This window comes from Cohnella faecalis (assembly GCF_003570905.1).
Taxonomy (GTDB): Bacteria; Bacillota; Bacilli; order Paenibacillales; family Paenibacillaceae; genus Cohnella; species Cohnella faecalis.
Genome location: NZ_QXJM01000029.1, coordinates 159,259 through 183,922 on the forward strand (window position 1 = coordinate 159,259; position 24,664 = coordinate 183,922).

General features: G+C 56.0%; 23 protein-coding genes and 1 pseudogene. 4 read left to right on the forward strand and 20 right to left on the reverse strand.

The genetic code is table 11. The features are described 5' to 3' along the window. Positions 1-6: 6 nt before the first annotated feature. The 4 genes and pseudogenes from cobS to cobT all read right to left on the reverse strand — a co-directional run bounded on the left by cobS (position 7) and on the right by cobT (position 3,424). The gene (gene cobS, locus D3H35_RS08575; protein WP_119148676.1) at positions 7-828 is read right to left on the reverse strand and encodes an adenosylcobinamide-GDP ribazoletransferase; all 822 of its coding nucleotides are present in this window, start codon (positions 826-828) and stop codon (positions 7-9) included. Beyond that, positions 716-1,731, reverse strand: a pseudogene (gene cbiB, locus D3H35_RS08580) (adenosylcobinamide-phosphate synthase CbiB). Before cbiB ends, cobS begins: the two are co-directional and overlap by 113 nt. A 39-nt stretch (positions 1,732-1,770) precedes the next feature. Then, on the reverse strand, positions 1,771-2,331 hold the full coding sequence (gene cobU / locus D3H35_RS08585) for a bifunctional adenosylcobinamide kinase/adenosylcobinamide-phosphate guanylyltransferase (RefSeq protein ID WP_119148677.1): 561 nt from the start codon (positions 2,329-2,331) through the stop codon (positions 1,771-1,773). A 43-nt stretch (positions 2,332-2,374) separates the two neighbouring features. Beyond that, the gene (gene cobT, locus D3H35_RS08590) at positions 2,375-3,424 is read right to left on the reverse strand and encodes a nicotinate-nucleotide--dimethylbenzimidazole phosphoribosyltransferase (protein WP_378125343.1); all 1,050 of its coding nucleotides are present in this window, start codon (positions 3,422-3,424) and stop codon (positions 2,375-2,377) included. A gap of 312 nt (positions 3,425-3,736) precedes the next feature. Between cobT and desA the strand changes: the two genes are divergently transcribed. The 3 genes from desA to D3H35_RS08605 all read left to right on the forward strand — a co-directional run bounded on the left by desA (position 3,737) and on the right by D3H35_RS08605 (position 6,593). Next, positions 3,737-4,792: a Delta(5) desaturase DesA gene (gene desA, locus D3H35_RS08595; protein WP_119148678.1), complete on the forward strand. Its 1,056-nt coding sequence runs from the start codon at positions 3,737-3,739 to the stop codon at positions 4,790-4,792. Between the two features lie 68 nt (positions 4,793-4,860). Further along, the gene (locus D3H35_RS08600; RefSeq protein ID WP_119148805.1) at positions 4,861-5,997 is read left to right on the forward strand and encodes a sensor histidine kinase; all 1,137 of its coding nucleotides are present in this window, start codon (positions 4,861-4,863) and stop codon (positions 5,995-5,997) included. Then, the gene (locus tag D3H35_RS08605; protein ID WP_119148679.1) at positions 5,994-6,593 is read left to right on the forward strand and encodes a response regulator transcription factor; all 600 of its coding nucleotides are present in this window, start codon (positions 5,994-5,996) and stop codon (positions 6,591-6,593) included. The genes D3H35_RS08600 and D3H35_RS08605 overlap by 4 nt, the downstream gene beginning before the upstream one ends. A gap of 67 nt (positions 6,594-6,660) precedes the next feature. On the opposite strand, the gene D3H35_RS08610 is transcribed toward D3H35_RS08605, so the two are convergent. The 15 genes from D3H35_RS08610 to D3H35_RS08680 form a co-directional block, all read right to left on the reverse strand. After that, the gene (locus tag D3H35_RS08610; RefSeq protein WP_119148680.1) at positions 6,661-7,029 is read right to left on the reverse strand and encodes an IDEAL domain-containing protein; all 369 of its coding nucleotides are present in this window, start codon (positions 7,027-7,029) and stop codon (positions 6,661-6,663) included. Positions 7,030-8,142: 1,113 nt separating this feature from the next. Beyond that, positions 8,143-9,390, reverse strand: coding sequence for a M20 metallopeptidase family protein (locus tag D3H35_RS08615; RefSeq protein ID WP_119148681.1), 1,248 nt, complete (start codon positions 9,388-9,390; stop codon positions 8,143-8,145). A gap of 5 nt (positions 9,391-9,395) precedes the next feature. After that, a complete protein-coding gene (locus D3H35_RS08620) occupies positions 9,396-10,736 on the reverse strand; it encodes an LLM class flavin-dependent oxidoreductase (protein ID WP_119148682.1) in 1,341 nt (446 codons plus the stop codon). Positions 10,737-10,758: 22 nt separating this feature from the next. Beyond that, positions 10,759-11,289, reverse strand: coding sequence for a GNAT family N-acetyltransferase (locus D3H35_RS08625; RefSeq protein ID WP_119148683.1), 531 nt, complete (start codon positions 11,287-11,289; stop codon positions 10,759-10,761). 30 nt (positions 11,290-11,319) lie between these two features. Then, positions 11,320-11,820 (reverse strand): DinB family protein, encoded by a 501-nt coding sequence (locus D3H35_RS08630; protein ID WP_119148684.1) that lies wholly within the window; start codon positions 11,818-11,820, stop codon positions 11,320-11,322. 39 nt (positions 11,821-11,859) lie between these two features. After that, positions 11,860-12,999 carry an N-methyl-L-tryptophan oxidase gene (gene solA / locus D3H35_RS08635; protein ID WP_267901366.1) on the reverse strand — a complete coding sequence of 380 codons (1,140 nt, stop codon included), beginning with the start codon at positions 12,997-12,999 and terminating at the stop codon, positions 11,860-11,862. Positions 13,000-13,020: 21 nt separating this feature from the next. Continuing rightward, positions 13,021-14,178, reverse strand: a complete 1,158-nt coding sequence (locus D3H35_RS08640) for an amidohydrolase (protein ID WP_119148686.1) — start codon at positions 14,176-14,178, stop codon at positions 13,021-13,023. Positions 14,179-14,240: 62 nt separating this feature from the next. Continuing rightward, a complete protein-coding gene (locus D3H35_RS08645; RefSeq protein WP_119148687.1) occupies positions 14,241-15,251 on the reverse strand; it encodes an LLM class flavin-dependent oxidoreductase in 1,011 nt (336 codons plus the stop codon). 26 nt (positions 15,252-15,277) lie between these two features. After that, entirely contained in the window at positions 15,278-16,030 is a 753-nt protein-coding gene (locus tag D3H35_RS08650; RefSeq protein WP_119148688.1) for an amino acid ABC transporter ATP-binding protein, read from the reverse strand. Next, positions 16,027-16,737: an amino acid ABC transporter permease gene (locus D3H35_RS08655; protein ID WP_119148689.1), complete on the reverse strand. Its 711-nt coding sequence runs from the start codon at positions 16,735-16,737 to the stop codon at positions 16,027-16,029. Before D3H35_RS08655 ends, D3H35_RS08650 begins: the two co-directional genes overlap by 4 nt. After that, on the reverse strand, positions 16,734-17,516 hold the full coding sequence (locus D3H35_RS08660) for an amino acid ABC transporter permease (protein ID WP_119148690.1): 783 nt from the start codon (positions 17,514-17,516) through the stop codon (positions 16,734-16,736). The genes D3H35_RS08655 and D3H35_RS08660 overlap by 4 nt, the downstream gene beginning before the upstream one ends. Before the next feature lie 33 nt (positions 17,517-17,549). Then, a complete protein-coding gene (locus tag D3H35_RS08665; protein ID WP_119148691.1) occupies positions 17,550-18,446 on the reverse strand; it encodes a transporter substrate-binding domain-containing protein in 897 nt (298 codons plus the stop codon). Positions 18,447-18,615: 169 nt separating this feature from the next. After that, positions 18,616-19,983, reverse strand: coding sequence for an LLM class flavin-dependent oxidoreductase (locus D3H35_RS08670; RefSeq protein ID WP_119148692.1), 1,368 nt, complete (start codon positions 19,981-19,983; stop codon positions 18,616-18,618). Between the two features lie 295 nt (positions 19,984-20,278). Then, positions 20,279-20,845, reverse strand: coding sequence for an NADPH-dependent FMN reductase (gene ssuE / locus D3H35_RS08675; protein WP_119148693.1), 567 nt, complete (start codon positions 20,843-20,845; stop codon positions 20,279-20,281). Between the two features lie 24 nt (positions 20,846-20,869). Further along, entirely contained in the window at positions 20,870-21,781 is a 912-nt protein-coding gene (locus D3H35_RS08680) for a LysR family transcriptional regulator (RefSeq protein WP_119148694.1), read from the reverse strand. A gap of 581 nt (positions 21,782-22,362) precedes the next feature. On the opposite strand from D3H35_RS08680, the gene D3H35_RS08685 reads away from it, so the two are divergent. Further along, entirely contained in the window at positions 22,363-23,100 is a 738-nt protein-coding gene (locus D3H35_RS08685) for an aminotransferase class IV (protein ID WP_233567838.1), read from the forward strand. Positions 23,101-23,164: 64 nt separating this feature from the next. Here D3H35_RS08685 and D3H35_RS08690 read toward each other — a convergent pair whose 3' ends face one another. Then, positions 23,165-24,508 carry a cryptochrome/photolyase family protein gene (locus D3H35_RS08690; protein ID WP_119148695.1) on the reverse strand — a complete coding sequence of 448 codons (1,344 nt, stop codon included), beginning with the start codon at positions 24,506-24,508 and terminating at the stop codon, positions 23,165-23,167. Between the last annotated feature and the right edge of the window lie 156 nt (positions 24,509-24,664).

Genomic DNA, 24,664 nt, shown 5'->3' on the forward strand with positions numbered 1-24,664 from the left:
CCGCTCCTATCCCAAGTTGTGTACATACCCGACCAATGCCGTCAACAGGCCGAGCTCAATGCATTCGTTCAGCGCGCCGTACACGTCGCCGGTAAGGCCTCCAAGCTTGCGGGAAATAGCGGAAGCCATCGCCGCGCCTAACCCGCAGGCAACCGCTGCCGATACAAGGATGATCGCGCAAGCTTCGGTTCCGCTCCAGCCCCCGTAGGCAAATAAAAAAACGGCGGAGAAAAAAGCCGCTCCCAGGCTCGACGCAATAGCGTGCTTCATCCGAACCGAGCGGTATAACGAACCGATGCCTCCTTGCGGTCTCGCATACGGCCACGCTGCGATCGCCGCGACCATGAAGCTCCGGCTCCAAGCGGGAATCGTCGCGATAAGCACCAGAGGCATCGCACTTCCTTCTTCGATCAGGAAGGCAAGCGACGCCGTTTTTAGTCCCAGATAGAAGACGCAGACGATAACTCCCATCGCGCCGACTCTGCTGTCCTTCATAATTTCTAGCATCCGCTCCTTGGAACGGTGGCTGAGCAAACCGTCCGCCGTATCCATCAAGCCGTCCAGATGCAGCGCCCCCGACAACATCGTCCACAGAGCGGCAAGCAGGATCGCGCTTATTGCGGCAGGAAACCAATCGTTCAGAAGAAGCCCGGCGGCCAGAACAATTCCTCCGATAACCGCTCCCGCAAGCGGATAGAAGACGACGCTTCGGCGATTAAGCTTGTCCGTATATTCGAGGGCAAAGGGCAAAGGGATGCGAGTCAAAAATTGAAAAGCCGCGACGACAGCCTTCAGCCATTCCACAACGGCCAACCGAAAGCCGCGCATGCCAATCCCCCATAACCAAATAGGTTGTAACGTACAACAGTCGAATCGTATGCAGGATGTCGTCCTTTTCCAGCTTGCGCAATGCCCACCCGAGCCTGGCCCGCTCGCTTGCCACGCCTCCGTAACGGTTCAAGCCGCCAAGCTGAACGCCAAGGCCGCCCGCGACGGCCGATTCCGGAATGCCGCTGTTCGGACTCGGATGCAGACTAGCGAATGTGAAGACAGCCTTCCAAGCGCGGGCAGCCGAAGCTTTAGGATAGAGCAGCGCGGCCAACACCAGCAGCGCTCCGGTCAGTCTTGCGGGCACCCAGTTCAAGACGTCGTCGAAGCGGGCGGACGCCCATCCGAACAGGGCATATTTGGCGTTGCGATATCCGACCATCGAATCGAGCGTATTGGCGGAGCGATACAGCATCGCAAGCGGCGCTCCTCCCAGCAGTGCGAAAAACAAGGGCGAGATGACCGCGTCCACCGTATTTTCCGCCACCGTCTCGACTGCCGCCCGGACAGCTCGCCCTCGCCCAGCTCTTCCGTATCCCGGCCGACGATATACCCCGTATACTTGCGAGCGCCGGCAAGATCGCCTCGGCTCAAACAATGATAGACGAGCATAGCGGCGTCTTTAAGCCCCTTCACAGCTATCGTCGTGGATATAAACCACGTATTCACGGCATATCCGAGCCAAGGATGTATCCATGAAGCCGCAGCAACCAGTCCCCATACGACCGCAAAGCCCGTCGAAACGACGATCAACGTAAGCGCTATGCCGTATAGACGTTTGGGAGACCGGGGCAGCAGCCGTTTTTCCCAAAAGCCGATCCATTTGCCGATAATAATAACCGGATGCGGCAGCCGCTTCGGATCGCCGATCGCCCAATCGATCGCGATTGCGCCCATTAGCATAAACAGAGTTTCCCGCAAGGAAAACAACAGCAACCACGATCACCCATTTCCGTCGGCAAGCTTGAATTCCTTGCTCTTCAATTCGATCGGAATGCCCGCCGTGACCAGAAATACCTGATCGCTGATGGCGGCCACGGCCTGATTCATAGCACCTGACAAATCCCTGAATTGCCGTCCCAGGGCATACTCGGGAACGATTCCGTCTCCGACCTCGTTGGTGACCAGAATGACCGTTCCGGCGCAGGCCGCCAACGTTCGCGTCAGCTCGTCCAGCTTGCCTTGCACCTTGTCTTCCATACGCTCCTCGTCTGCATACAGCAGCAGCCAATTGGACAACCAGAGCGTAAGGCAATCGACGAGGACGATCGGATCGTCCGACTCGGCCAGCAGCTCGCCAAGACGATAAGGCTCCTCGACCGTGCGCCAGGAAAACCCGGACGAATTCCGCCGTTCCCGGTGTTTCTCGGCTCTTTGGCTCATTTCTTCATCGTAGATTTGAGCTGTCGCTATGTATTTGCCGCGGGAGCCAATGCTGGCGGCGTAGCGTTCGGCAAAGCGGCTCTTCCCGCTTCTTGCCCCGCCCGTTACGAGCACAATCATTCCGCTGCCCTCCTCTCCCCATCCTTTACCCGGCTCGCTGCGCTCAAGCTCGGGAAACTCCCGCGCTGTCGAAGGTCGCCATTTCCTTCACGATCAAGACAGCCGCATCGATGAGAGGAAAAACAAGCGCCGCGCCCGTTCCTTCTCCGAGCCGCATCTTCAAATCCAGCATCGGCTCCAGGCCGAGCCGAGCGAGAAGCGGCCGATGTCCGGCCTCTTGGGACGCATGGGAAGCGATCATGTATGCCTTGGAATTCGGTGCCAGTCGATAAGCGGTCAAAGCGGCAATCGAAGCGATAAAGCCGTCAATGACGACGGGACAGCCTCGCGCCGCCGAGCCGAGAATCACTCCGACGAGTCCCGCGATTTCGAATCCTCCCAGCTTTCTTAGCACGTCCAGCGGATCGGTGGAATCGGGAGCGTTCACGGCGATTGCTCTATGCACGACTTTCCGCTTCCTCTTCATGCCTTCATCGTCGATGCCGGTTCCGCGTCCGACCGTCTGCTCCGCGTCAATACCGGTCAGAACCGTCAGCATCGCCGCGCTAGGCGTCGTATTCCCGATTCCCATCTCGCCTGTCGCGAACAGACGATAGCCTTGTCCGAATAACCCCTCCACGACTTCGATGCCATGGTTGATCGCTTCGAGCGCCTCTTCGCGGCTCATCGCAGGCCCGCGCGCTATGTTCCCCGTACCTTTCCCGACTTTGCGGGAAATCAAAGACTCGTGGCAAATATCCGCATTAACGCCTATATCTACGCAATACACATCCGCTCCCGCTTGGCGGGCCAGCACATTAATAGCCGCACCCCCGTTCAAGAAGTTCGCAACCATCTGGGGCGTCACTTCCGGAGGATAGGCGCTAATTCCTTCCTCGCATACGCCGTGGTCCCCGGCCATGACGATAACCGCTTTTTTCAAGATCGCTTCGGGACGCGCTCCCGCTATTCCGGCCAATTGAACGGCCAACTCTTCCAGCCTGCCCAAGCTTCCCCGAGGCTTCGTCAACGTGTCCAAATAAAGCCTGGTCTCGTTCATAGCCGATTCTTCGAGAATGCGAATGTTTTCTATTGTCTTTAATAATGGATTCAAGCTTGGAGCCCTCCTCGTCAAAATAACCGGCAATGCTCACTCACCAGAAACCCCCTTGCTTCCAAATGGAAACAAGGGGGCGGCAGCTCGGAAATAGCTTGAATAATCTATTAAAAAATTATAGCTTACCGGAGTGAAAAAGAGAAGCGGCAGCTTGACGCATGGGCACGCGCATGACATTTGTCATATCTGCATACTGACGTTTATGACTATCAAGCCTACGGCGTTTTTTCTACAATAGTAGTAACATACGCGACCGCTGACGCCCGGACTTGCTCCCAAGCGTCTCACGCGAGGAGGAAAAATCGATCAATGAAAGCAAAGGAACTGCAATTAAAAAAAGAAGTCGCCCCCTTTGAAAAAAACGATATTCGATCGAGCGTCAGACAAATGGCCAACACGCTGCTCCCGTTAGCGGCGCTCTGGATAGCGGCTTATTATAGCTTGTCGATCTCCTTCTGGCTCACGCTTCCTTTGGCAATCGCAGCTTCGGGATTCGTCATCCGTACCTTTATCATTTTTCACGATTGCTGTCACCAGTCCTTCTTCAAAAGCAAGCTCGCCAACGAAATCGTCGGCACGATCACGGGCGTCCTGACTCTCGTTCCCTATCATCAGTGGAAAACGACGCATTCCATTCACCATGCCACGAGCAGCAATCTGGACAAGCGCGGCGTAGGCGATATTTGGATTATGACGGTCGAAGAATTCGCCGCCGCTTCCTTCTGGCGCAGGCTCGCCTATCGGATCTACCGCAATCCGCTCGTCATGTTCGGAATCGGTCCGGCTTTTATTTTTCTTGTCGACTACCGCTTTAATCGGAAAGCCGCGAGGCGCCGGGAGCGGATTAACACTTATTTGACTAACGTATCCCTGGTCGCTTTGTATGCGCTGCTTATTTGGGCGATCGGCTGGCAAGCCTTTTTGCTCGTTCAAGGTCCCGTCTTCTTCTTCTCCGGGTTGGCAGGCGTTTGGCTCTTCTACGTTCAGCACCAATTCGAGGATTCATACTTCGAAAATGAGGACGAGTGGAGCTACGTCAAAGCGGCCGTCGAAGGAAGCTCTTACTACAAGCTGCCCAAGCCGCTGCAATGGATGACCGGGAACATCGGGTTTCATCACGTCCATCATTTGAGCCCGCGGGTGCCTAACTACCGGCTGGAGGCGGCTCATAACGCCACGCCTCCGCTTCAACAAGCGACGACGATCAATCTTCGCACAAGCCTGAAGTCGTTAAACTTCCGGCTGTGGGACGAGAACAACAAAAAATTCGTCGGCTTCCGGGAGTTCAAGCTCGCCTATCGCAAGGGTCGTTCCGACAGCCAGTCGAATCTTGCGATTCCCCGTCCCGGGCTCGAAGCGAAATAATCATCCGCGAAACCGATTATGCTACAATGGATGAGAGTACCGGACACCGCCGTAGGAGGGGATCGGCCATCCAAAAGTGGCACCAGACGCTTCACAAAAATACCGGATTAAGCCCGTATGTATGGGTCGTCTTTTTTATACTGCCTTTTTACTTTATTTTCAGCTCCTCGTCGACTTGGCATATCGTCGCGGGGTTCGCGATGATCGTCGCGTTTTTCGTATGCTATGTTCTCTCCTTTGTCTCCAAGGGCTGGCCCGTCTATGTCTGGACGAGCGTGCTGATCGCCATCTCGATTACGATGACCGTCGTGTTCGGCTATGTGTATTTCGCGTTGTTTCTGGCCTTTTTCATAGGCAACTTGAAAAGCAAGGCCGGGTTTTTCACGCTTTATACGATTCATCTCGTCACGACGCTGGCTACCATCAACTACGGCATCGTGACCAAGAACAGCTGGCTGCTGTCCCAGTTTCCGTTCGTACTCATCAGTCTCATCGCCGTTATTCTGCTTCCCGTCAACACCTATAACCGCAACAAAAGGGATCAGCTGCAAGGTCAGCTTGAAGATGCGAACAAAAGGATCTCCGATCTCGTCAAGATGGAGGAGCGCCACCGGATCGCGAGAGATTTGCACGATACGCTGGGACAAAAGCTGTCTCTTATCGGCTTAAAGAGCGATTTGGCCGGAAAGCTTGTCCGCAAAAATCCGGAGCAGGCGCTGCAGGAGCTCAGCGAAGTTCGCCAAACCGCCAGAACCGCGCTCAAGGAAGTTCGGGAAATGGTTACGAGCATGCGCGGCATGCGGTTCGAGGACGAAATTTTCCGTGTCGGGCAAATTTTGAAGGCGGCGCAAATCGAATTTACGCTTGAAGGGAACGCTAAGCTCGTCCAAACTTCGCTGCTGAATGAAAATGTGCTCGGCATGTGCCTGAAAGAAGCGGTGACGAACGTCGTCAGACATAGCGGGGCGACCGCCTGCACCGTCTCCATCGAGCTTACTCGCGCAGAGCTCGTCATTCGGGTCAAGGATAACGGAGTCGGACCTCCCGTCCCCGAAGGCTACGCCAGAGGGAACGGTCTGCGCGGCATGAAGGAAAGGCTGGAATTCGTGAACGGATGCCTGGACATTCAGTCGGACAACGGAACCGTCCTTACGATGAAAGTGCCGAACGTAATCAAACAACCGTTGGAGGAGGCGAACTCATGATTCGCATCGTCATTGCCGAGGATCAGCGGATGCTGCTAGGAGCTTTTGCTTCCTTGCTCAATCTCGAGGCGGACATGGAAGTCGTCGGCCAAGCGGGCAACGGCGAGGAAGCGGTCGCGCTCGTTCATCGGCATAAGCCCGATATTTGCATGATGGATATCGAAATGCCCGTCAAAAACGGTCTTGAGGCGGCCGAGGAGCTGAGGGACTTCGACTGCAAGGTGATCATTCTAACGACGTTCGCCCGTTCCGGCTATTTCGAGAGAGCGCTCAAGGGCGGCGTGAGCGGCTACTTGCTGAAGGACAGCCCAATCGAGGAGCTCGCCGATTCGATACGGAGCGTCATGGCCGGCCGCCGCATATTCGCCGCGGAGCTCGTCGACGAAGCTTACAGGGAAGACAATCCGTTGACGGAGAGAGAGAAAGAAGTGCTCGGACTTATGGCCGACGGCAAGAACACCAAAGAAATCGCCGGCAAGCTATTCATCACTACGGGGACTGTCCGCAATTACATTTCTATTATTTTAGACAAGCTGAAGGTAAGCAACCGGATCGAGGCTACGATGCGGGTTAAGGAAAAAGGCTGGTTTAAGTAAATAGATGCGAAAAAAAAGCGACCGCTCTTCTTATAGAGCCGGTCGCTTTGCGCTTATGGAAGTCGTCTCATCCTGCCAAGCCGAGTCTGTTGCGTACGGCGGCAGCCGTTCGGCTGCGCTGTCCGTTCGAATTCGAGCCTCGTTGAAGAGCGATCAGCTTCTCCGTTAGCTCCATGAACCAGGTCTCGTCCTTCGTCGACAACGCGATATCGATCAAGCTCATCAGATCTTCTTCGCTGTCGAGCGAGCTTAGCGGCATTATTTTGGCTTCTTGGTTGCGGACGATGATCGCTTTGCCTACCGCAAATTCATGATCGGAAGCGATGACGCGTACTCCCAGCGTGCCTTGAACGACGTCGATCGAATCGATAAACCCTTGAATCAGTTCGTCCTCCGTAGAGGTTGCCGTTACCCAATCGCCGATTTCGAATTTCATTGCGAATCACCGCCATCCCCAAAGTTTAAGCAATCAATTACTTCTCTACAGTAACTATCTTTATGTCTTACTGTAAGAATAATAGTTACAGTAACTTCTGTCAAGTGGCGTTGCTGCCGGAAATAACCTTTTGGAGACGGGCTATTCACAAACTATCGAGTATGCGCGGTACAGTAACCCAACGAGACCGGGCTACTCGCGTCGTTGCGGGCATGCGGCGCGAAATAGCCCAACGTAGGCGGGCTATCCTCAAACTATCGAGTAGGTGCGGTACCGTAACCCAACGATACCGGGCTGCTCGCGTCGATGCGAGCATGCGGCGCGAAATAGCCCAACGTAGGCGGGCTATTCACAAACTATCGAGTAGGTGCGGTACCGTAACCCAACGAGACCGGGCTGCTTGCGTCGATGCGGGAATGCGGCGCGAAATAGCCCAACGTAGGCGGGCTATTCACAAACTATCGAGCATGCGCGGTACCGTAACCCAACGAGACCGGGCTACTCGCGTCGATGCGAGCATGCGGCGCGAAATAGCCCAACAAAAGCGGGCTATCCACAAACTATCGAGTATGCGCGGTACCGTAACCCAACGAGACCGGGCTACTCGCGTCGATGCGGGCATGCGACGCGAAATAGCCCGACCAAGGCGGGCTATTCACAAACTATCGAGTGTGGGCGGTACCGTAACCCAACGAGTGACCAGGCTACTCGCGTTGATGCGAGCATGCGGCACGAAATAGCCCAACGTAGGCGGGTTATTCACAAACTATCGAGCATGCGCGGTACCGTAACCCAACGATACCGGGCTACTCGCGTTGATGCGAGCATGCGGCACGAAATAGCCCAACGTAGGCGGGCTATTCACAAACTATCGAGTGTGGGCGGTACCGTAACCCAACGAGTGACCGGGCTACTCGCGTCGATGCTGGCTTGCGGCGCGAAATAGCCCAAGGCGGGCTATTCACAAACTATCGAGTATGCGCGGTACCGTAACCCAACGAGACCGGGCTACTCGCGTTGAGACGGGAATGCGGCGCGAAATAGCCCAACAAGAGCGGGTTACTCACCTGACTACGAAACTACGGTGCAATTTCGACTACTCGCCTGCGCTGTCTATCTGTCTACCTCTGTGCCGACTATCGAGCCTTCCCCGACTTCCGCGACGAGTTGCACGAACAACTTCGCACCCACAACCAGCGCGCTTTCGTCGAGGTCGAATTCGGGATGATGCAGCGGATGGACGATCCCTTTTTCCGCATTGCCAACTCCGATCAGCACCATCGCCCCCGGCGCTTTATCCAAATAATAAGCGAAATCCTCTCCAGCCAAGCTCGGTTTTTCCAGTAGGACGGTTCGCTCGCTGCCCGCAGCCGAAGCGCCCGCCCGAAGCACGGCTTCAACGCCGCGAGCATCGTTGATCAGCGCCTTGCCCATGCGAAAGCTTGCCTCGTATTCTCCTCCGAACCGCTCGGCGCAAGCGGCGGCGCAGCGCTCCAGAACGCTCCTGACGCGGAGCACGGTCCGCTCCTCGAAAGCGCGGTACGTTCCCGCAGCTTCCCCCGATTCGGCGATAGCGTTAATAACCGTGCCCGCCCGCAGCGTGCCGAAGGCGAAGGCGAACGGCTCCAACGGATCGACCGCCGCATAGACGGCCGCTCGGGCTTCCGCCGCGAAGTGAGCGGCCATCAGAAGGGCGTCAGCAGCCAGATGCGGCGAGCCGTGATGGCCCGATCTTCCTCGGAATGCGATTCGGAAGTGGGTGGAAGCAGCCATCGCATATCCCCGATGAACGCCAATCCAGCCGGCTGGAAGCTCCGGCCAGACGTGAAAAGCAAAAGCGGCGGACGCATCGTCCGCCACCCCGCTTTCGACCAGATCGCGTCCGCCGCTGCGAAGAATGCCGTCGACCGGACTGACCGCCGCTCCCTCCTCCGCAGGCTGGAACACGAACTTGATCGTTCCCGCAAACCGATCGCGAAATCGGCTCAAGCCGTATGCTGCCGCCAATAGCATCGTCATGTGGGCATCGTGCCCGCACGCATGCATCGCTCCTTCGACGGCGGAACGATAGTCGGCTCCGGTTCGTTCCTGTATCGGCAACGCGTCCATGTCGGCGCGGAACAGCACCGTTTTCCCGATCTTGCCGCCCCGCAATATACCGACGATCCCTTTGCCAAAATGATGCCCGACGTTACGCTGAACTTCCAGTCCGTAACTCTCCAAGAGCGCGGCAATCCGGGTTGCGGTCCGGTCCACGTCGTACATCAATTCGGGCTGCCGATGAAACTCTCTCCGAAGCGCGATCCAATCCTTTTCCCGTTCCTTCAGCAAGGCAAAAATCGGAGTCGTATCCAGCGTCATTTCGTTCAGCTTCCTACTTGAACTTTCGCTGCGGCCGCGTAACGGTTTTCCGGAATCGGCAGTCCCAGGTTCCCGCGCAGCGTATCCGACTCGTATTCTGTCCGATAAAGACCCCGCTCCTGCAAAATCGGCACGACCAGATTAACGAAATCGCTCAAGCCGCTCGGAATCGACGAATGAATGATGAAGCCGTCCGCCGCTTCCTCCTCATGCCACTGCTGGATGAGATCGGCGACGTACTCGGGAGTGCCTACGAACGGGCCCCGAGGAGTGGCGGACTGAAGCGCAACCTGGCGCAGCGTCCAACCGTTCTCCTTCGCCGCCTTCTTGAGTTTGTCCGTGCCGCTTCGGAAGCTGTTGCTGCCCAAATCGCCCAAGTCCGGAAACGGTTCGTCAAGCGGGTACTGCGAGAAGTCGTGATGCTCGAAAAACCGGCCGAGATAGTTCAGCGCGCTCTCGATGCTCACAAGGCTGGCGATTTCCTCGTATTTGCGGTCCGCTTCCTCCTGCGTACGACCGATAATTGGGCCGATGCCCGGCAAGATGACGACGTCGTCCGCCGAACGCCCGGCGGCGACTGTGCGTTCCTTGACTTCCTTGTAAAATTGCTTGGCCTCCTCGATAGTCTCGTGCCCCGTGAAGACGGCGTCCGCTCCCTTGGCTGCGAGATTTTTGCCGCTTTCCGACGAGCCTGCCTGGAAAATGACCGGGTGCCCCTGCTTCGAACGGGCAATGTTCAGCGGGCCCTCCACCGAGAAATACGTTCCTTTGTGATTCAACCGATGCAGCTTCGACGGATCGAAAAAGACGCCCGTTTCCTTGTTGCGGACGAACGCGTCGTCCTCCCAGGAATCCCATAAGCCGCGCGTAACCTCCAAGTATTCTTCCGCGATCCGATAGCGCTCGTCATGCGTCGGATGCTCCGGCTTGCCGAAGTTTTTGGCCGAGCCTTCGAGCGGAGACGTAACGACGTTCCAGCCCGCCCTCCCGCCGCTAATATGATCCAGCGATCCGAACTGCCTTGCGACGGTGAACGGCTCGCTGTATGAGCTCGACAGCGTCCCGACGAGCCCGATCTTCGAGGTGACGGCCGCGAGCGCGGACAATATCGTGAGCGGCTCGAACCGGTTCAAAAAATGCGGAATCGATTTCTCGTTGATATAGAGACCGTCGGCGATGAAGACGAGATCGAACTTGCCCGCTTCGGCCGTCTGCGCCTGTTCCGTGTAAAACTTGAAGTTGACGCTCGCGTCCGCCGGCACCTCCGGATGTCTCCAAGCGGATACGTTGCCTCCGACGCCGTGAATCAAAGCGCCGAACTTGATTTGCTTCTTGTTCTTCGTCATCGTTTTTCACCCTCCCATAGTGTCACGCTTGCAACAGCGCCGCTTCTTTCAATTGAAGACGATAGCTCTTTACGAGAATTTCGCCGTTCTGAATATCGTAATCGTAAGCTCTTTCGAACCCGAGCCGCTCATAGAGACGAACGGCGGATTCCATAAGATCGGAAGTGTGGAGATGAAGCGTCTGTGCTCCCCATCCTCTTGAAAGCTTTGCGCTCGCCCGGATCAGCTCCGTCGCCACTCCGAAGCCGCGCGCTTTTTGGGATACGGCCAGCAGGCGAATGATCGGCGTATCGATACCCGAGTAGCCATACGCCGTGTCGGACGATTCGAATACGAACACGCTTCCGACGATTTCCCCGTCGAGCTCGGCGACAAGCCTTGCTTTCGTCGGGCCTCCCGCCGCCGAAGCCTCGATATTTTCCTTGTACTGCTCCCACCGTTCCCGAGAGAGAGTATTCTCGTATTGACCGTAAGCGTCGAAGAGCACCGCTTTGACCGCTTCTCGGTCGGACGGAGTCTCTTCGCGAATGACGATTCGATTATCCGACATCATAACCACCCGCTTTCTTTTATTTAAGTCAAATCAGATCGAACAGCTAGAGCCGAGCGATTCGCCCGATCCTTGCTTGATACGGGCAATTTGCGATAGATGCGTCTGGACGTGAGCGATGAAGGCGCGAATAATAATCGGCAGGTTGACGGTCTCGTCTTTGAAATTAACTCCCGTCTTCTTCCAATTTTCCTTGCCGAGACGCCGGAACAACAAGCTGTTAAAGACAAGCAGAGCATGGAAAGAAGCGAGAAATTCGGCGGCGGTTCCTTCGTTCGCCTTCTGGCCTTCCACCCACGGATCTTGTCGGAACGCAGGCAGACGAACGTCGGAGCCCGATAAAATTTCGCGGATGCGAAAAGAGACGACGATATTGTGATCGGCCAAGTGGGCAAGTACTTCCGTGATGCTCCATTTGTCCGGCGCCGCTTTCCATTTCAGTTGTTCGTCGTTTAAGCCCCGAATCGCATCGAGAAGCTGCTCGTGCGTATGCAAGTATGCTTCGATATCGACGGGTATTTCGGATTGACTCATATTCGTTCCTCCTTGAATGGGCCGCGATCGGCTTGGCTCTCAGCGGGCAACGGCAAACCGTGCGACGGAGAACAGCCTCAGATCCTGATCGGATACGCGACGTTCGATCAGATCGGCCGCTATTTCGCCTACAACGCTGGCGAATTTAAACCCGTGTCCCGAAAAGCCCCCTGCCAAAATAACATTCGAATGATGCGGATGAGTATCGATAATGAAATTGTCGTCTGGCGTTAACTCGTACTTGCAGGCCGCTCCGTTAAGAAGCTTGCCCGCCGAATCCGGCAGGAACGTCTCCAGCGTCCGACGCAAGTAACCTTCGTCCTCGGGATAAGCTCCGAACGGCTCAAACGGTTCTCCCGGCGTCCACTCGACCCCCGTGTCGTGCCGGCCAAGCTTTACTCCGGCGCCGGCAATGTTCGGGAAGCCGTAGTAGCCTCCAGCCTTCGTTCCCAGCGTAAACCCGGGAAACGTGCCGGCGTCGAACAAGGTCCCGCGAGGCTCAAACCATGCGACCGACTTGCGGACGGCGCGGATCGGCAGCTTGATGAACGGCTCCAGCGTCTTGAACCAAGCTCCGGCCGACAGCACGACGTGTCCGGCGAGGAATGTGTCGTCTTTCGTCCTCACGGACACAATGGAGTTCTCAGCCTTCACGTCCGTCACGAACGTATTCGTCACCAGCTCCGCCCCGGCTTTCAGCGCGAGCTTCTTGTATGCGGCGACGCACCTCTCGCTGTACAAATATCCCGCATCGGGCTCATACATGGCACGATACGTGTCCGGCAATCGAACTCCCGGCCAACGCTTGACGATTTCCGGAACGTCCAGCATTTCCAGCCGTACTCCAAGCTTTAGCGCGTCGTCCAATCGGCCGTCGAACGTATAGACGTCGGGATCGGACATATTCAGCACGCCGGCTCTCTCCAACAGCTTTTCTCCGGCGGCAGCCTCAAGCTCCAGCCATCTCTCGTCCGCTCGAAGCGCCAATCGGACGTAAGCTTCGCCGCCGTGGTAAGCATGCCGGATCAGCCTCGGCTCCCCGTGATGGCTTCCGTTCGGGTGAGGCGGGTCGAAGGCGTCGATCAGCAGCGTCTTGAAGCCTCTTCTTGCAAGCTCGTAGCCGGCGCTCATGCCCATCGAGCCTGCGCCAACGACGATGACATCGTATATTTTGCGAATGTCGGTAGCCTCCCTGACCGTTTATGGCTTTTCCGTTAACCGGATGAGCGCGTCAACCGCGAGCGCGGCGAAGAAAGAGGCGCCGATCGGCAATGCCTGCTCATCCACATCGAACGCGGGGTGATGCCACTCTTTCGGTCCGGAAGTGCCCAGAAAAACGAACAATCCCGGCGTTTGCTGCAAGTAAAAGGCGAAATCCTCGCCCGCCGGCGAAGGGGTCGGTTCGATAACCGTCAAGCCGAGCGATTCGGCTGTACGCGCCGCCTGCGCCGCCCATTCGGCCTCGTTGACGACGGCTGGCGGCCCTTGGAGCCAGTTCACCTTCGAGCTGGCGCCGAACGCGCTCGACACGCCCGCGACAATCTGCTCGAACCGCTCGCGCACCTTCAAGCGTACCCGCTCGTCGAACGTGCGCAGCGTGCCGTCGAATACGGCCTTTTCCGCAATGACGTTCCATGCGGTGCCTCCGTTCAGCCGGGTGACGCTTACGACGGCGCTGTCGAGAGCCCCGACGTTGCGGCTGACGATCGATTGAAGCGCCGCGATAATATGAGCGGACGTTACAATAGGGTCGATGCCGGCTTCCGGAACGGCGGCATGGCTGCCGCGTCCTTCGACTTCGACGATGAAGCCGTCCGCTGCGGCCATAATCGGGCCCGCTTTGATGCCGATCGTGCCGACCGGCAGGTCGGGCTTGTTATGCATGCCGAAGATAGCGCGGACTCCGGCTAGAGCGCCGCTTGCGATCACTTCTCCGGCGCCCTTCGCTTTCTCCTCGGCGGGCTGGAACAGAAACCTTACGGTCCCCTTCAGCTCGCGCTCCTTCTCCTTCAGCAGCAGCGCCGCTCCGAGCACCGCCGCGGTATGAAAATCGTGCCCGCAAGCATGCATCTTCCCTGGAATGCGGGAAGCGAACGGCAAGCCCGTCTCCTCCTGGATCGGCAGCGCGTCGATGTCGGCCCGAACGGCGACAATCGGCCCGCCGTTAAAGCCGCCGATCTCGGCGACGACGCCCGTCTTCAACGGATAATCGGCGATCCGAATGCCGGCCTCCGCGAGCCAGCCGCGAATCGACGCCGTCGTCTCATATTCCTCGTGAGACAGCTCCGGATTCTCGTGCAGATGACGACGGATCTCCACTAATCGCTGCACGAACGGAGCAGCTGCGAATCGGCCCATGACTTTTCCTCCTCCCCACAACTTGGCTTCTATTTTCTATTCTTTTCGCCTTCACGTTACCGTTAAACTGCCAGCTCTTCAAAGGCTTCCTTCAATAGAGTGAAGGAGCGAATCCGCTTATCGAAATCGGGAACGATCGTCGTGAAGATCAGCTCTTCGGCGCCGTACCGTTCCGCAAGCTCCAGCAGCCGCTTGCGAACGGTTTCTTTCGTCCCTCGCGTAATGTCCGCTTCCCGCTCCTCGGCCGTGAACGTCTCCCCGGCCTGTCTCGCGAATTCCTCCGCCTGCTCAAGCGAGCCGACGTTCACCGTCTTGCCGCTGGCGAGCGTCACGCGTACGCTCTTGAACGCTCCTGCGAGCGCTGCGGCTTCCTCCTCCGTGTCCGCAGCGATAACGGACAAGCCCAATATCGACTTCGGCTCCGTTCCCCGTTCGCGATTGAACTTGCTGCGATACGTCTCGAACGCTTGAAGCGCCGTATCCGGATCGTTGTTGATGAACAACGCAAAAGCGTAAGGCAGCCCTCGTTCGGCGGCAAGCTCGGCGCTGGACACGCTCGTTCCGAGTACGTAGACGTCGGCAGGCAGAACCGGAAGCGGGTTCGCCTGCAAGCCCGGCAGCGGATGATCCTCCCCTGCTTCGCCATGAAGGAACAGCTGCAATTCGTCCAGCTTCTCCGCCAAGGAAGGCGACTCCGCCAGCCCCTTCTGCAAAGCTTTCGTCGAGCGCGGCAGCCCGCCCGGGGCGCGTCCGATGCCAAGATCCACCCGGCCCGGAGCAAGGGATGCGAGCAAATTGAAATTTTCGGCAACCTTGTAGGGGCTGTAGTGCTGAATCATAACGCCTCCGGAGCCGATCCGAATGGTATTCGTTCTAGCCAGAAGATGCGAAATGAGAACCTCCGGAGACGAGCCCGCCATCTGCGGGGAATCATGGTGCTCCGATACCCAGAATCGCTCGAAGCCAAGCGATTCCGCAAGCTGAGCCAGCTTAACCGTGTTACCGAGCGCCTCCGCGGGCGTCTGCCCCGGAAAGACGATGCTTTGATCCAAAATACCGAATTTGAGTGCCATTAGGCGTCGCTCCTCTTCGCAATCGATTATATGGAATACGTGCCTTCCGGCGTGAAACGCTTGAGGAATTGCTTCGTTCGCTCTTCCTTCGGCGAAACGAAAATTTCGTTCGGCTTGCCCTCTTCCACGACGACGCCTTCGTCCATGAACACGACGTGATTGGCGACATCCTGAGCGAACCCCATCTCGTGGGTGACGATGATCATCGTAATGCCTTCCTTGGCGATCTTGCGAATAACGCCGAGCACTTCGCCGACGAGTTCCGGATCGAGCGCGGACGTCGGCTCGTCGAACAAGATGACCTCCGGGTTAAGCGCCAGAGCCCGGGCGATGCCGACTCTCTGCTGCTGTCCGCCCGATAGCTGGCTCGGATAGGCATCGAGCTTGCCTGCGAGTCCCACCTTTTCCAGCAGCTCGACGCTTCTTTTGCGCGCCTCTTCCTTCGGTACCTTTTGAACGACGACAAGCCCTTCCATGACATTTTCCAGAGCGGTTTTGTGCCGGAAAAGGTTGTATTGCTGGAACACCATCGCCGTCTTGCCGCGCAGGGCGTGAACTTCCTTCTTCGAAGGACGCTTGCATTGGACGGTAAGGTCCGCGATTGTAATTTCGCCGTCGCTCGGCTTCTCCAAGTAATTGATGCACCGGAGCAGCGTGGTCTTGCCGGAACCGCTCGGTCCGAGAATGGCGACGACCTCTCCTTTTTCGACAACGAGATCGATGCCCTTCAGCACTTGATTTTTGCCGAACGATTTCGTAATTTGCTTCAGCTTGATCATGCGACACCTCCGCGGTCATAGACGTTAATTCGCTTCTCGATCAACGCGGTCGCCCTTTCAATGAGAACCGTCAGCCCCCAGAATATTAGCGCAGCAGCCAAGTATGCTTCGAAAAACTTCCAATTCGTCGAAGCGACAATCTGTGCCTGCGCGTTAATATCGACGACCGATACGGTAAAAGCGAGCGTGGAACCGTGTAGGATACCGATCGTCGCGTTCGACAGGTTAGGCAGACTGGCCGCAAAAGCTTGAGGCAGTACGATGCGGCGCAAAGCCTGCGTCAGCGTCATGCCGATGGAATGGGCCGCTTCGATTTGCCCTCGGCTTACCGCCAGCAAGCCGGACCTTACAACCTCGGACAAGTAAGCGCCCGCCGTAATCGAGAAAGACAAGTACGCGAAGCCGATCATCGGAATGGATACGGAACGGAACGACCAGCCGAACTGCTCCGCCAGACTGTCGACGATAAGCGGCAGCCCGAAATAAATAAGCAGCAGATGAGTCAGCATCGGCGTTCCGCGAATGACGGTGACGTACGCGGCGGCGATCGGATGAAGCACCGGCACCCGGTACGTTCGGACGAGCGCGACGGCCGTCCCGATCAGCAAGCCGAAAACCATCGAAACGGCGGTAATGTTAAGCGTCGTCGGTATAGCTTGAAGGATTTGCACGAACGCGGTCCATATAAAAGAAGGGTCCAATGTCACGTTTCCGAGCCTCCTTCGCGAAGAGTAACTTTAGCGCCGAGCCTGCGGCTCAACCATTGTCTGGCAATAGCGAATTTCTTCGTTGCGACTTCCTGATCTTCATGCCGGAGCAATCGGCGTTCTACATAGTGGAACGCTTTTTCCAACAGGATGCTTATCAGAAGGTAGATGATCGCCAGCGCGATATACGACTCGATGAAATGCCGGGTCAATTGGCCGAGCGATTGCGACTTGGACGTCAATTCCATAACCCCGAGCGTAAAAGCGAGCGACGTATCCTTCAAGCTGGCAATCGTCACATTGCCGAAGATCGGAATCGAGATGGCGAGCGCTTGCGGAAATACGATTCTCGCGAAGGCTTGCGGTCCCGTCATGCCGATGGCGTAAGCCGCTTCGATCTGGCCCCGGTCGACCGAGGTTACGGCGGCCCGAATACCTTCGGAAATAAAGGCGGCGCTATGAAGGCCGTACGTCAAGATGACGAAATAAAGAACGGGAACTCTCGAGACGTCTACGTGTATGAGCTTCAGCACTTCCGGGAGCCCGTAATAGAACAGGAACAATTGAATGAGTATCGGCGTCCCGCGAAAAAAAGAAGCATAGATTTGCGAAAGCCGCTGAAGCACCGGAATGCGATAAAGCCGCGGAAGGGCGACGAGAAATCCGACGCCCAATCCTACGACTAAGGAGCCCGCCACGATAAGCAGCGATATCCGGATAAAAGGAAGCAGCTTTACCGCGTATTCGAATACATAAGCGATATCGAATTGCGCACCCATATGGCGAACTCACCCTTTCTTGCTTTCATCCCCTTATTCCACAGTCGTAAAGTCCTGTCCGAGCCACTCTTTGCTAAGCTTGCTCAGAGTGCCGTCGGCTTTGATTTCCACAAGAACTTTGTCGATAGCGTCCGCAAGCGTCTGCTGCTCAGGCTCGTTCTTGCGGAACAAGAACAGAATGTCCGCTTGGCTCAGCGCTTTGCCGACTGTCTTGAGCTTGCCCTCCGGATCGATCAGGGAGAGCGTGAAGTCCGCCGCGAGCGTGCCGTATACGCGGCCCGAAGAGATTTGCTCGACGGTATCGTTCGCTCCGCCGCTTTGGTACACAATTTTCAGGGCGTTATTATGATCTTTGTTGTAGTTTTTAAGAATTTGGTCAGCCGCGCTCGAAGCAGACGTCAGAAATTTCTTTCCTTTTGCATCGTCCAACGTTTCGATCGGATCGTTGTTGTCCTTGGCGACGACGATCTTATTTTTCCAGTGCGCGTATGGCTCTTTGTTGAAGAGGTATTTCTCTTCGCGCTCTGCGTTTTTCTCGATTTCGTGGGCGACCAGATCGACTTTCTTCGTCTCAAGGCTAAGCAGCAAGCTAGGCATGGAATCCAGCAGCTGGAAGTCGAATTCGTATTCGGGAAGTCGCTTGTCGATTTCGCGAACGAGCTCGATATCGTAGCCTGTCAGCTTGCCGTTTGCGTCAAGAAAGCACACTTGCGGGAACAAGCTCGTCGTGCCAACAAGAATTTTTTTGACCTCTGCCGGTTTTTCGGAGCTGGCAGGAGCCGATGCGCTTGGCGATGCGTCAGCCGAAGCGCTCGGGGACGCCGCTTTCGATTCGGACGGTGAGCTCGACGCCTCGTTGTTTTTGCTGCCGCAGCCGGCAATCGCAAGCACTAGCAGTAAAGCGATGGATAAGAACAGCCCTTTTTTCATTGTCGATTCCTCCACATGTCGTTGGTTGTTTATTATTCTTATAATACCTACTGGTTAAGTAAGAATTATGGATGTATTAACCCTACCACTGCTCCGCGAGCAGCGTCAATCCATTCGTTAATAGAGATCTTCTATACGTCAATTCAAAGATGTGATTAGCGGGCTTTCGTTACTCCGTCGGATTCGCGGCTGGCACGAGCTCCTTCTTCCTTTTCGTGTAACGGTTCTCAGGAATGGGCAGCCCCAGATTGCCGCGCAGCGTATCCGACTCGTATTCGGTGCGGAACAAGCCTCTCTCCTGAAGGATCGGAACGACCTTGTCTACGAAATCGTCCAGCCCGTTCGGCTCGCCTCCGACGACGATGAACCCGTCCGCGCCTTCCTGCTCGAACCATTCCTGAATCGTATCCGCGATTGTCGCGGCCGTTCCGGTGAACAAGGATCTCGGCGTAGCGGTGCGAAGAGCGACCTGCCGGAGAGTAAGCCCCTGCTCCTTCGCTTCTCGCTTCAGCTTATCCGTCGCGCTCTGGAAGCTGTTCTTGCCCAGCTCTCCGAGCTCGGGGAACGGCTCGTCCAACGGATATTGCGTGAAGTCGTGATGCTCGAAAAAGCGGCCCAAATAGTTCAAAGCGCTGTCGATACTAACGAGCTCGGCGACCTTCTCGTATTTTCGCACCGCTTCCTCCTCCGTCTCGCCAACGATAACCAGAATGCCAGGGAAAATGAGCACTTCGTCCGGGTCGCGCCCCGCTTCCTTCGCCCGTCGCTTGACGTCCCGGTAAAACTCCTGAGCAATCTCCAGCGTCTTGTGATCCGTGAACACTCCATCGGCTGAAGCCGCGGCCAAATTTCGTCCCCGGTCCGAGGAGCCGGCTTGGAAAATGATCGGCTGTCCCTGCCTGGAGCGGGCGATATTGAGCGGGCCCTTGACGGAAAAATATTCGCCTTCATGGTTCAACGTGTGAAGCTTCTCCGGATCGAAAAACACGCCGCTCTCCTTGTCGCGGACGAAGGCGTCGTCCTCCCACGAGTCCCAGAGCCCTTGCGTCACCTGCAAATATTCCGCAGCGATTTTGTACCGCTTCTCGTGATCGGGATGCTCGGACAGCTTCTTGCCATAGTTCAGCGCAGAGCCTTCGAGCGGCGAAGTGACGACGTTCCATCCGCCTCGGCCGCCGGTAATATGATCGAGAGAAGCAAATTGCCTTGCGACGGTGAACGGCTGGCTGTAGGAGGTGGACAGCGTTCCGACCAGCCCGATGTTCGAAGTAACCGCGCCAAGAGCGGTCAGCAGCGTAATCGGTTCAAACCGGTTAAGAAAGTGGGGAATGGATTTCTCGTTAATGTACAGCCCGTCGGCGACAAAGACGAAGTCGAATTTGCCCGACTCCGCTTTCAGCGTTTGCCGCTTGTAGTACGGGAATTGAATGCTCGCATCCGCCGGAGCGTCGGAATGCCGCCAAGCCGCGAAGTTGCCGCTTGCGCCGTGCAAGCCCGCGCCTAAACGCAGCTTTCTTTGCTTGGATTTCGTTGTCATAGGGGAATCGACCGCCTTTATCGTTCGTAGAGTGACTTGCTTTTCAGCGGAAAATATAATTCATATCCGATTAATAGGAATTAATATCGTCACTTTATCATCGCGACAGCGAACCCGTCAATCGAAACGGTAATAGAACATTTCTATAGATATATCCATAAATTCAATCCTTTTGAATTCATGCAAGTAAAAACGCCTTCGTCGCCTTTAGGACACCGATTGCTCAAATTATGAAAAAGCCCGCCTTTCCTTGAAGGATTGGCGGGCTTAACTTAACGAGATGATTTGGACGGTTTTATTGGACGACTGCTTTTTCCTTAGCGCGAATATCCAGCCACTTGAGCTCTTCGATCAGGTCGGCGCTTGCTTTGTCCAACCGCTCGCGAAGCTCTTCGGCCAGACGGAAACCACCGTCCTCCAGACGCTCGACCCACTGATCGATGGCGTATACGCCGCCGAGAATATGACGGCCACCAAGCGCAGTCAGGACAGGCTTAAGCGCATAATCGATGCTTAGAAGATGAGCGATCGTTCCGCCGATGAAGAGCGGCAGCGAGATTTTGCCATGCAGGCCCGTCTGCGGGAGAAGATCAAGGAACGCTTTAAGCACGCCGGTGAAGGACGCTTTGTAAACCGGGCTGGCAATGACGACGCCGTCCGCGTCGCCGACGAGGGAGACGGCATTAACGATCGCTTCGTCCTTGAAGTTGGCATGGAGAAGCGCTTCAGCCGGCAATTCCGCCACCCGAATATGGTTCACTTCGACGCCTTGCGCGAGCAGACTGCTCTCGACGGATTGAATCAAAGCATTCAGGCGCGAGCCCGGTGTCGGGCTGCCGGAAATAATAACGATTTTGCTCATGGGTAAATCCTCCATTCGGTTTCTTTATGATAGGTTAGAAAGCACTGGCGTATTGGCGAACAGCTCTTTACCGAATTCCAGAATCGTTTCGATAAAGGGCGCATGCTCCCCGTGACAGGAGACGACATTCGTCTGCATCGAGATCCCCTCCGTCTCGGCGAGCGGGATGGAGAAGAGCTTTTCTTCGCGTATTTCTTGTTGCACGCACACACCCGGCAAGAAGCAAATGCCCGTTTTTTGGATGACCAGCTTTTTGGCCATTTCCGAGTTGTCCGTCTGGATCTGAATGTTGGGCGGCTGATCCAAATTTTCGAAGATCCGGTGAATGCGAAGCCAGTCAAGCGCGCCGCACTCGAAAAAGACGAGCGGCTGCGCGGCGATCGCCTCCACGGTCGGACGTTCGCCGTGAAGAAACGGGTGATCCTTATAAGTGTACAACCGAATCGGGTCCTCGTAAAATTTGACCGACTGCAAATGCGGATGATTGACGTTGCGAACGAAGCCGATGTCGACTTCTTTATTCACAACCTTGCCTACGATGTCGTCGGTTACTCCGGTCACTATTTTATACTGCGTGTTCGGAAACCGTCTCTTCAAACGCGGCAGCAGCTCCGGAATAATATAGTTGGACACGGATATGGTGCAGCCGATCCGAAATTCCTCGGGATGCGATTTTTTCTGGTTGACATGAAGCTTGCCCTTCTGAAAAGTCAAGAGCAGCTGTTGGGCGTAAGGCAAAAAGCGTTTGCCTTCCTCCGTAATTTGAATCTGCTTGCCTTGGCGGTCGAAAAGCCTGCAATTAAGCTCTCTTTCCAGCGTTTGGATGCGGGCGGTGACGGAAGGCTGGGACAAGTACAACGCTTCCGCGGCTTTATTGAAGCTGCCGTAATGGATGACATACACGAACGCTTCAATATTTTCAATATTAACCGAAATCGCCCCCTCCGCAAGACTTTGTTATCGTTTTCGAATTTAATATTTCCAATAGGATAACTCGGGTTTTGAATTATGTAAAGGATTATATTTTTCGCCGTTCGATTTGCTCGCCGGTTCGAGCTCCAGAGCAGCTAAAAATTTCGTGATTTCTGCTTGCGCTCGTCGCTGTGGAGTATGTTCCGAGGTATGCGTCTGTTTTAGCTTGCTGTGGGCGGGTTACAGATGCGCGACGGCGATGATTGCTCGGAATAGCCCGCTGTGGGCGGGTTACAGATACGCGACGGCGATGGTTGCTCGGAATAGCCCGCTGTGGGCGGGTTACGAATGCGAGACGGCGATGGTTACTCGGAATAGCCCGCTGTGGGCGGGCTTAATGATTGTTACGCTGCCATTCGATTCGATTTTCGATTTCAATGGCAAGGCTCGTCCCGGACGGGGTACAATGGATGCAGGAATGCACGACCGGAAGGAGTACGATCCCATGTCGACAATCTATTGGTTTCAAGGCCGCTTCCTCCCAAGGAGGAAGTGCGGATTTCGCCGGATGACCGGGCTATTATTTTGGCGACGGTGTGTATGAAGTGTTTCGCGTCTATGGCGGCATGCTGTTCGAGGAAGAAGCCCATTACGAGCGTCTGCGCAAAAGTGCGGAAGGCACTCGGATCGAGCTGCCGGATTTGGCGGATACGGCGACGAAGCTGCGCGAGCTTGTCAAGCTCAACGAAGTTGCCGACGGAACGGTTTACGTGCAAGTCACCCGAGGAGAAGCTCCTCGTAACCATCTGTTTCCCCTCCGCGCTGCGCCTGTGACGATGGCCTATTGTACTTCGACGCCCCGCCCAATCGCGGCGATGGAGCAAGGAATCCACACGGTCACGACGCCGGACATTCGCTGGCTTCGCTGCGATTTGAAGACGCTCAATTTGTTGCCGAACGCGCTGTTCAAGCAATATGCGCTTGACCATGACGCCAGCGACGTCATTTTTCACCGCGACGGGATCGTGACAGAATGCAGCGCTTCAAACTTGTTCATCGTTCAAGGCGGGGCTCTGGTGACACATCCTGCTAATCATTTGATTTTGAAAGGCGTTACGCGTGACGTCGTTATTCGAATTGCGCGCGAGGCCGGAATTCCGGCGCTGGAGCGGCCTTTTTCTTTGCATGAATTGGCGCAAGCGGAAGAAGCGTTCGTGACGGGGACGACTGTGGAGATAACGCCGGTCATCTCGATCGATGGACGGCCGGTCGGAAGCGACGGCCCCGGCCTGCTGACGAGAAAACTTCAACAGCTGTTCTACCAACGAATCGGCAACCTATAATTGCTGTCCCAACCAAAATGCAAAGCCAAAAGCCGTCAGTCGGATTGCTTCCGCAAAAAAGTCGTCAGCGGCTCAATAAGCTTCGATACGTCTCGATCGCCGCCGCCCGCGATGTCTTGAGATCTACAATCGCGTGCGGACGAAGCTGGTGAATTCTTTTGTCGTCCAGCTTGGCGAGCTCGGGCAGCCACTTGCGAATGTAGGAGCCAGACGGATCGTGCGTCTCCGATTGGGTGACGGGATTCATAATTCGAAAATAGGGCGCGGCGTCGAAGCCGAGCGAAGACGACCACAGCCAGCCGCCCCGATTGAGCGTGTTGTCGTAATCCTCCAGCTTGCGGCGGAAATATCTTTCTCCGAAGACGAACGGACAGCCCAAATTTTTCGTTAAAAACATCGCCGTAACCATCCTAAGACGATTAGGCATCCAGCCCGTCTCGTTCAGCTCCGTCATAGCCGCGTCGATGATCGGGATGCCCGTCCGCGCCTCTGCCCAAGCCCGAAAATGCCTATCGTCCAAGGAAGACAGATCGAACAAGCTCTCGTAGCGAAAAAAATCCGGGTCCATACGGGACTGGTACAAATAAAAGTCCCTCCAAGCCAATTGCCGCAGCCAACCTTCCGAATGGTTTCCAGCTGCCACAACGCACTCGTAGGCCGATCTCGCCGACAACGCCCCCACGTTCAAAAACCGCCCGATACGACTCGTCGCGTTCTGCGCGAACGAATCTCTGCTCTTTGAATAATCCACCAGACGCTCGTCTGCGAAAGCGGCCAGCGTCTGTTCCGGATTTTCCGTCGCCCGTCCTTGATCCATTATCGCTTCCCACTCGGCGGGAACCCGGTATCGTTCTCCGAGCGCAATCGAATGAGCCGTCTTCAAATCCCGCAGCCCGATCGTATAAGAGGATACGTTGTCCATGTCCAAAAACTCCCGCCATTTGCGATAAAACGGCGTGAACACCCGGTAGCCCTCTTCCCGCCCCGTCCATTCGTGAAAATCCCGCAGCCGCACGAGCGGCAAATCGGAAAGCGAAGTGAACCGTACACCGGCACTCTTCGCAATCTCCAGCATTGTCCGGTCTCTACGCAACGCGTACGGAGTAAAGTCCTCATGCGTGACAACCTCGTCGACAGCGGGATTAGCCGTCAAAATGTGCTCCAGCACCTCTCCCGGCTCGCCCGCGTAGACCGCAAGAGTCGCCCCGAAGCGCGCATACTCCTCCCTTAGCCTACCGGCTTGTCGCAAAAAATGAATGCCGCTATGCTCCTTGTGCCGATCGTCCCGAAGCAGAAATGGATCTAAAATCAAAGCATGGAGCGTCGCCGCTTCCCCGCCTGCTTTTAAATAGTCAAATGCCGGCAAATCGTGCGTCCGCAAATCCTTGCGATGGATGAACAGCTTCATAGCGCAAACTCTCCCATATTCCACATACTTGTATGAGCCTACTATACGCAATCCCTTTTCGGCAGCGCAAGACCGCATTTCGCCCGCTGCGGCAAAAAAACCGCGCCTCGGCAGCTTCGCCGAAACACGGTTATGAAGTCCTAAGCAATTCTGTCC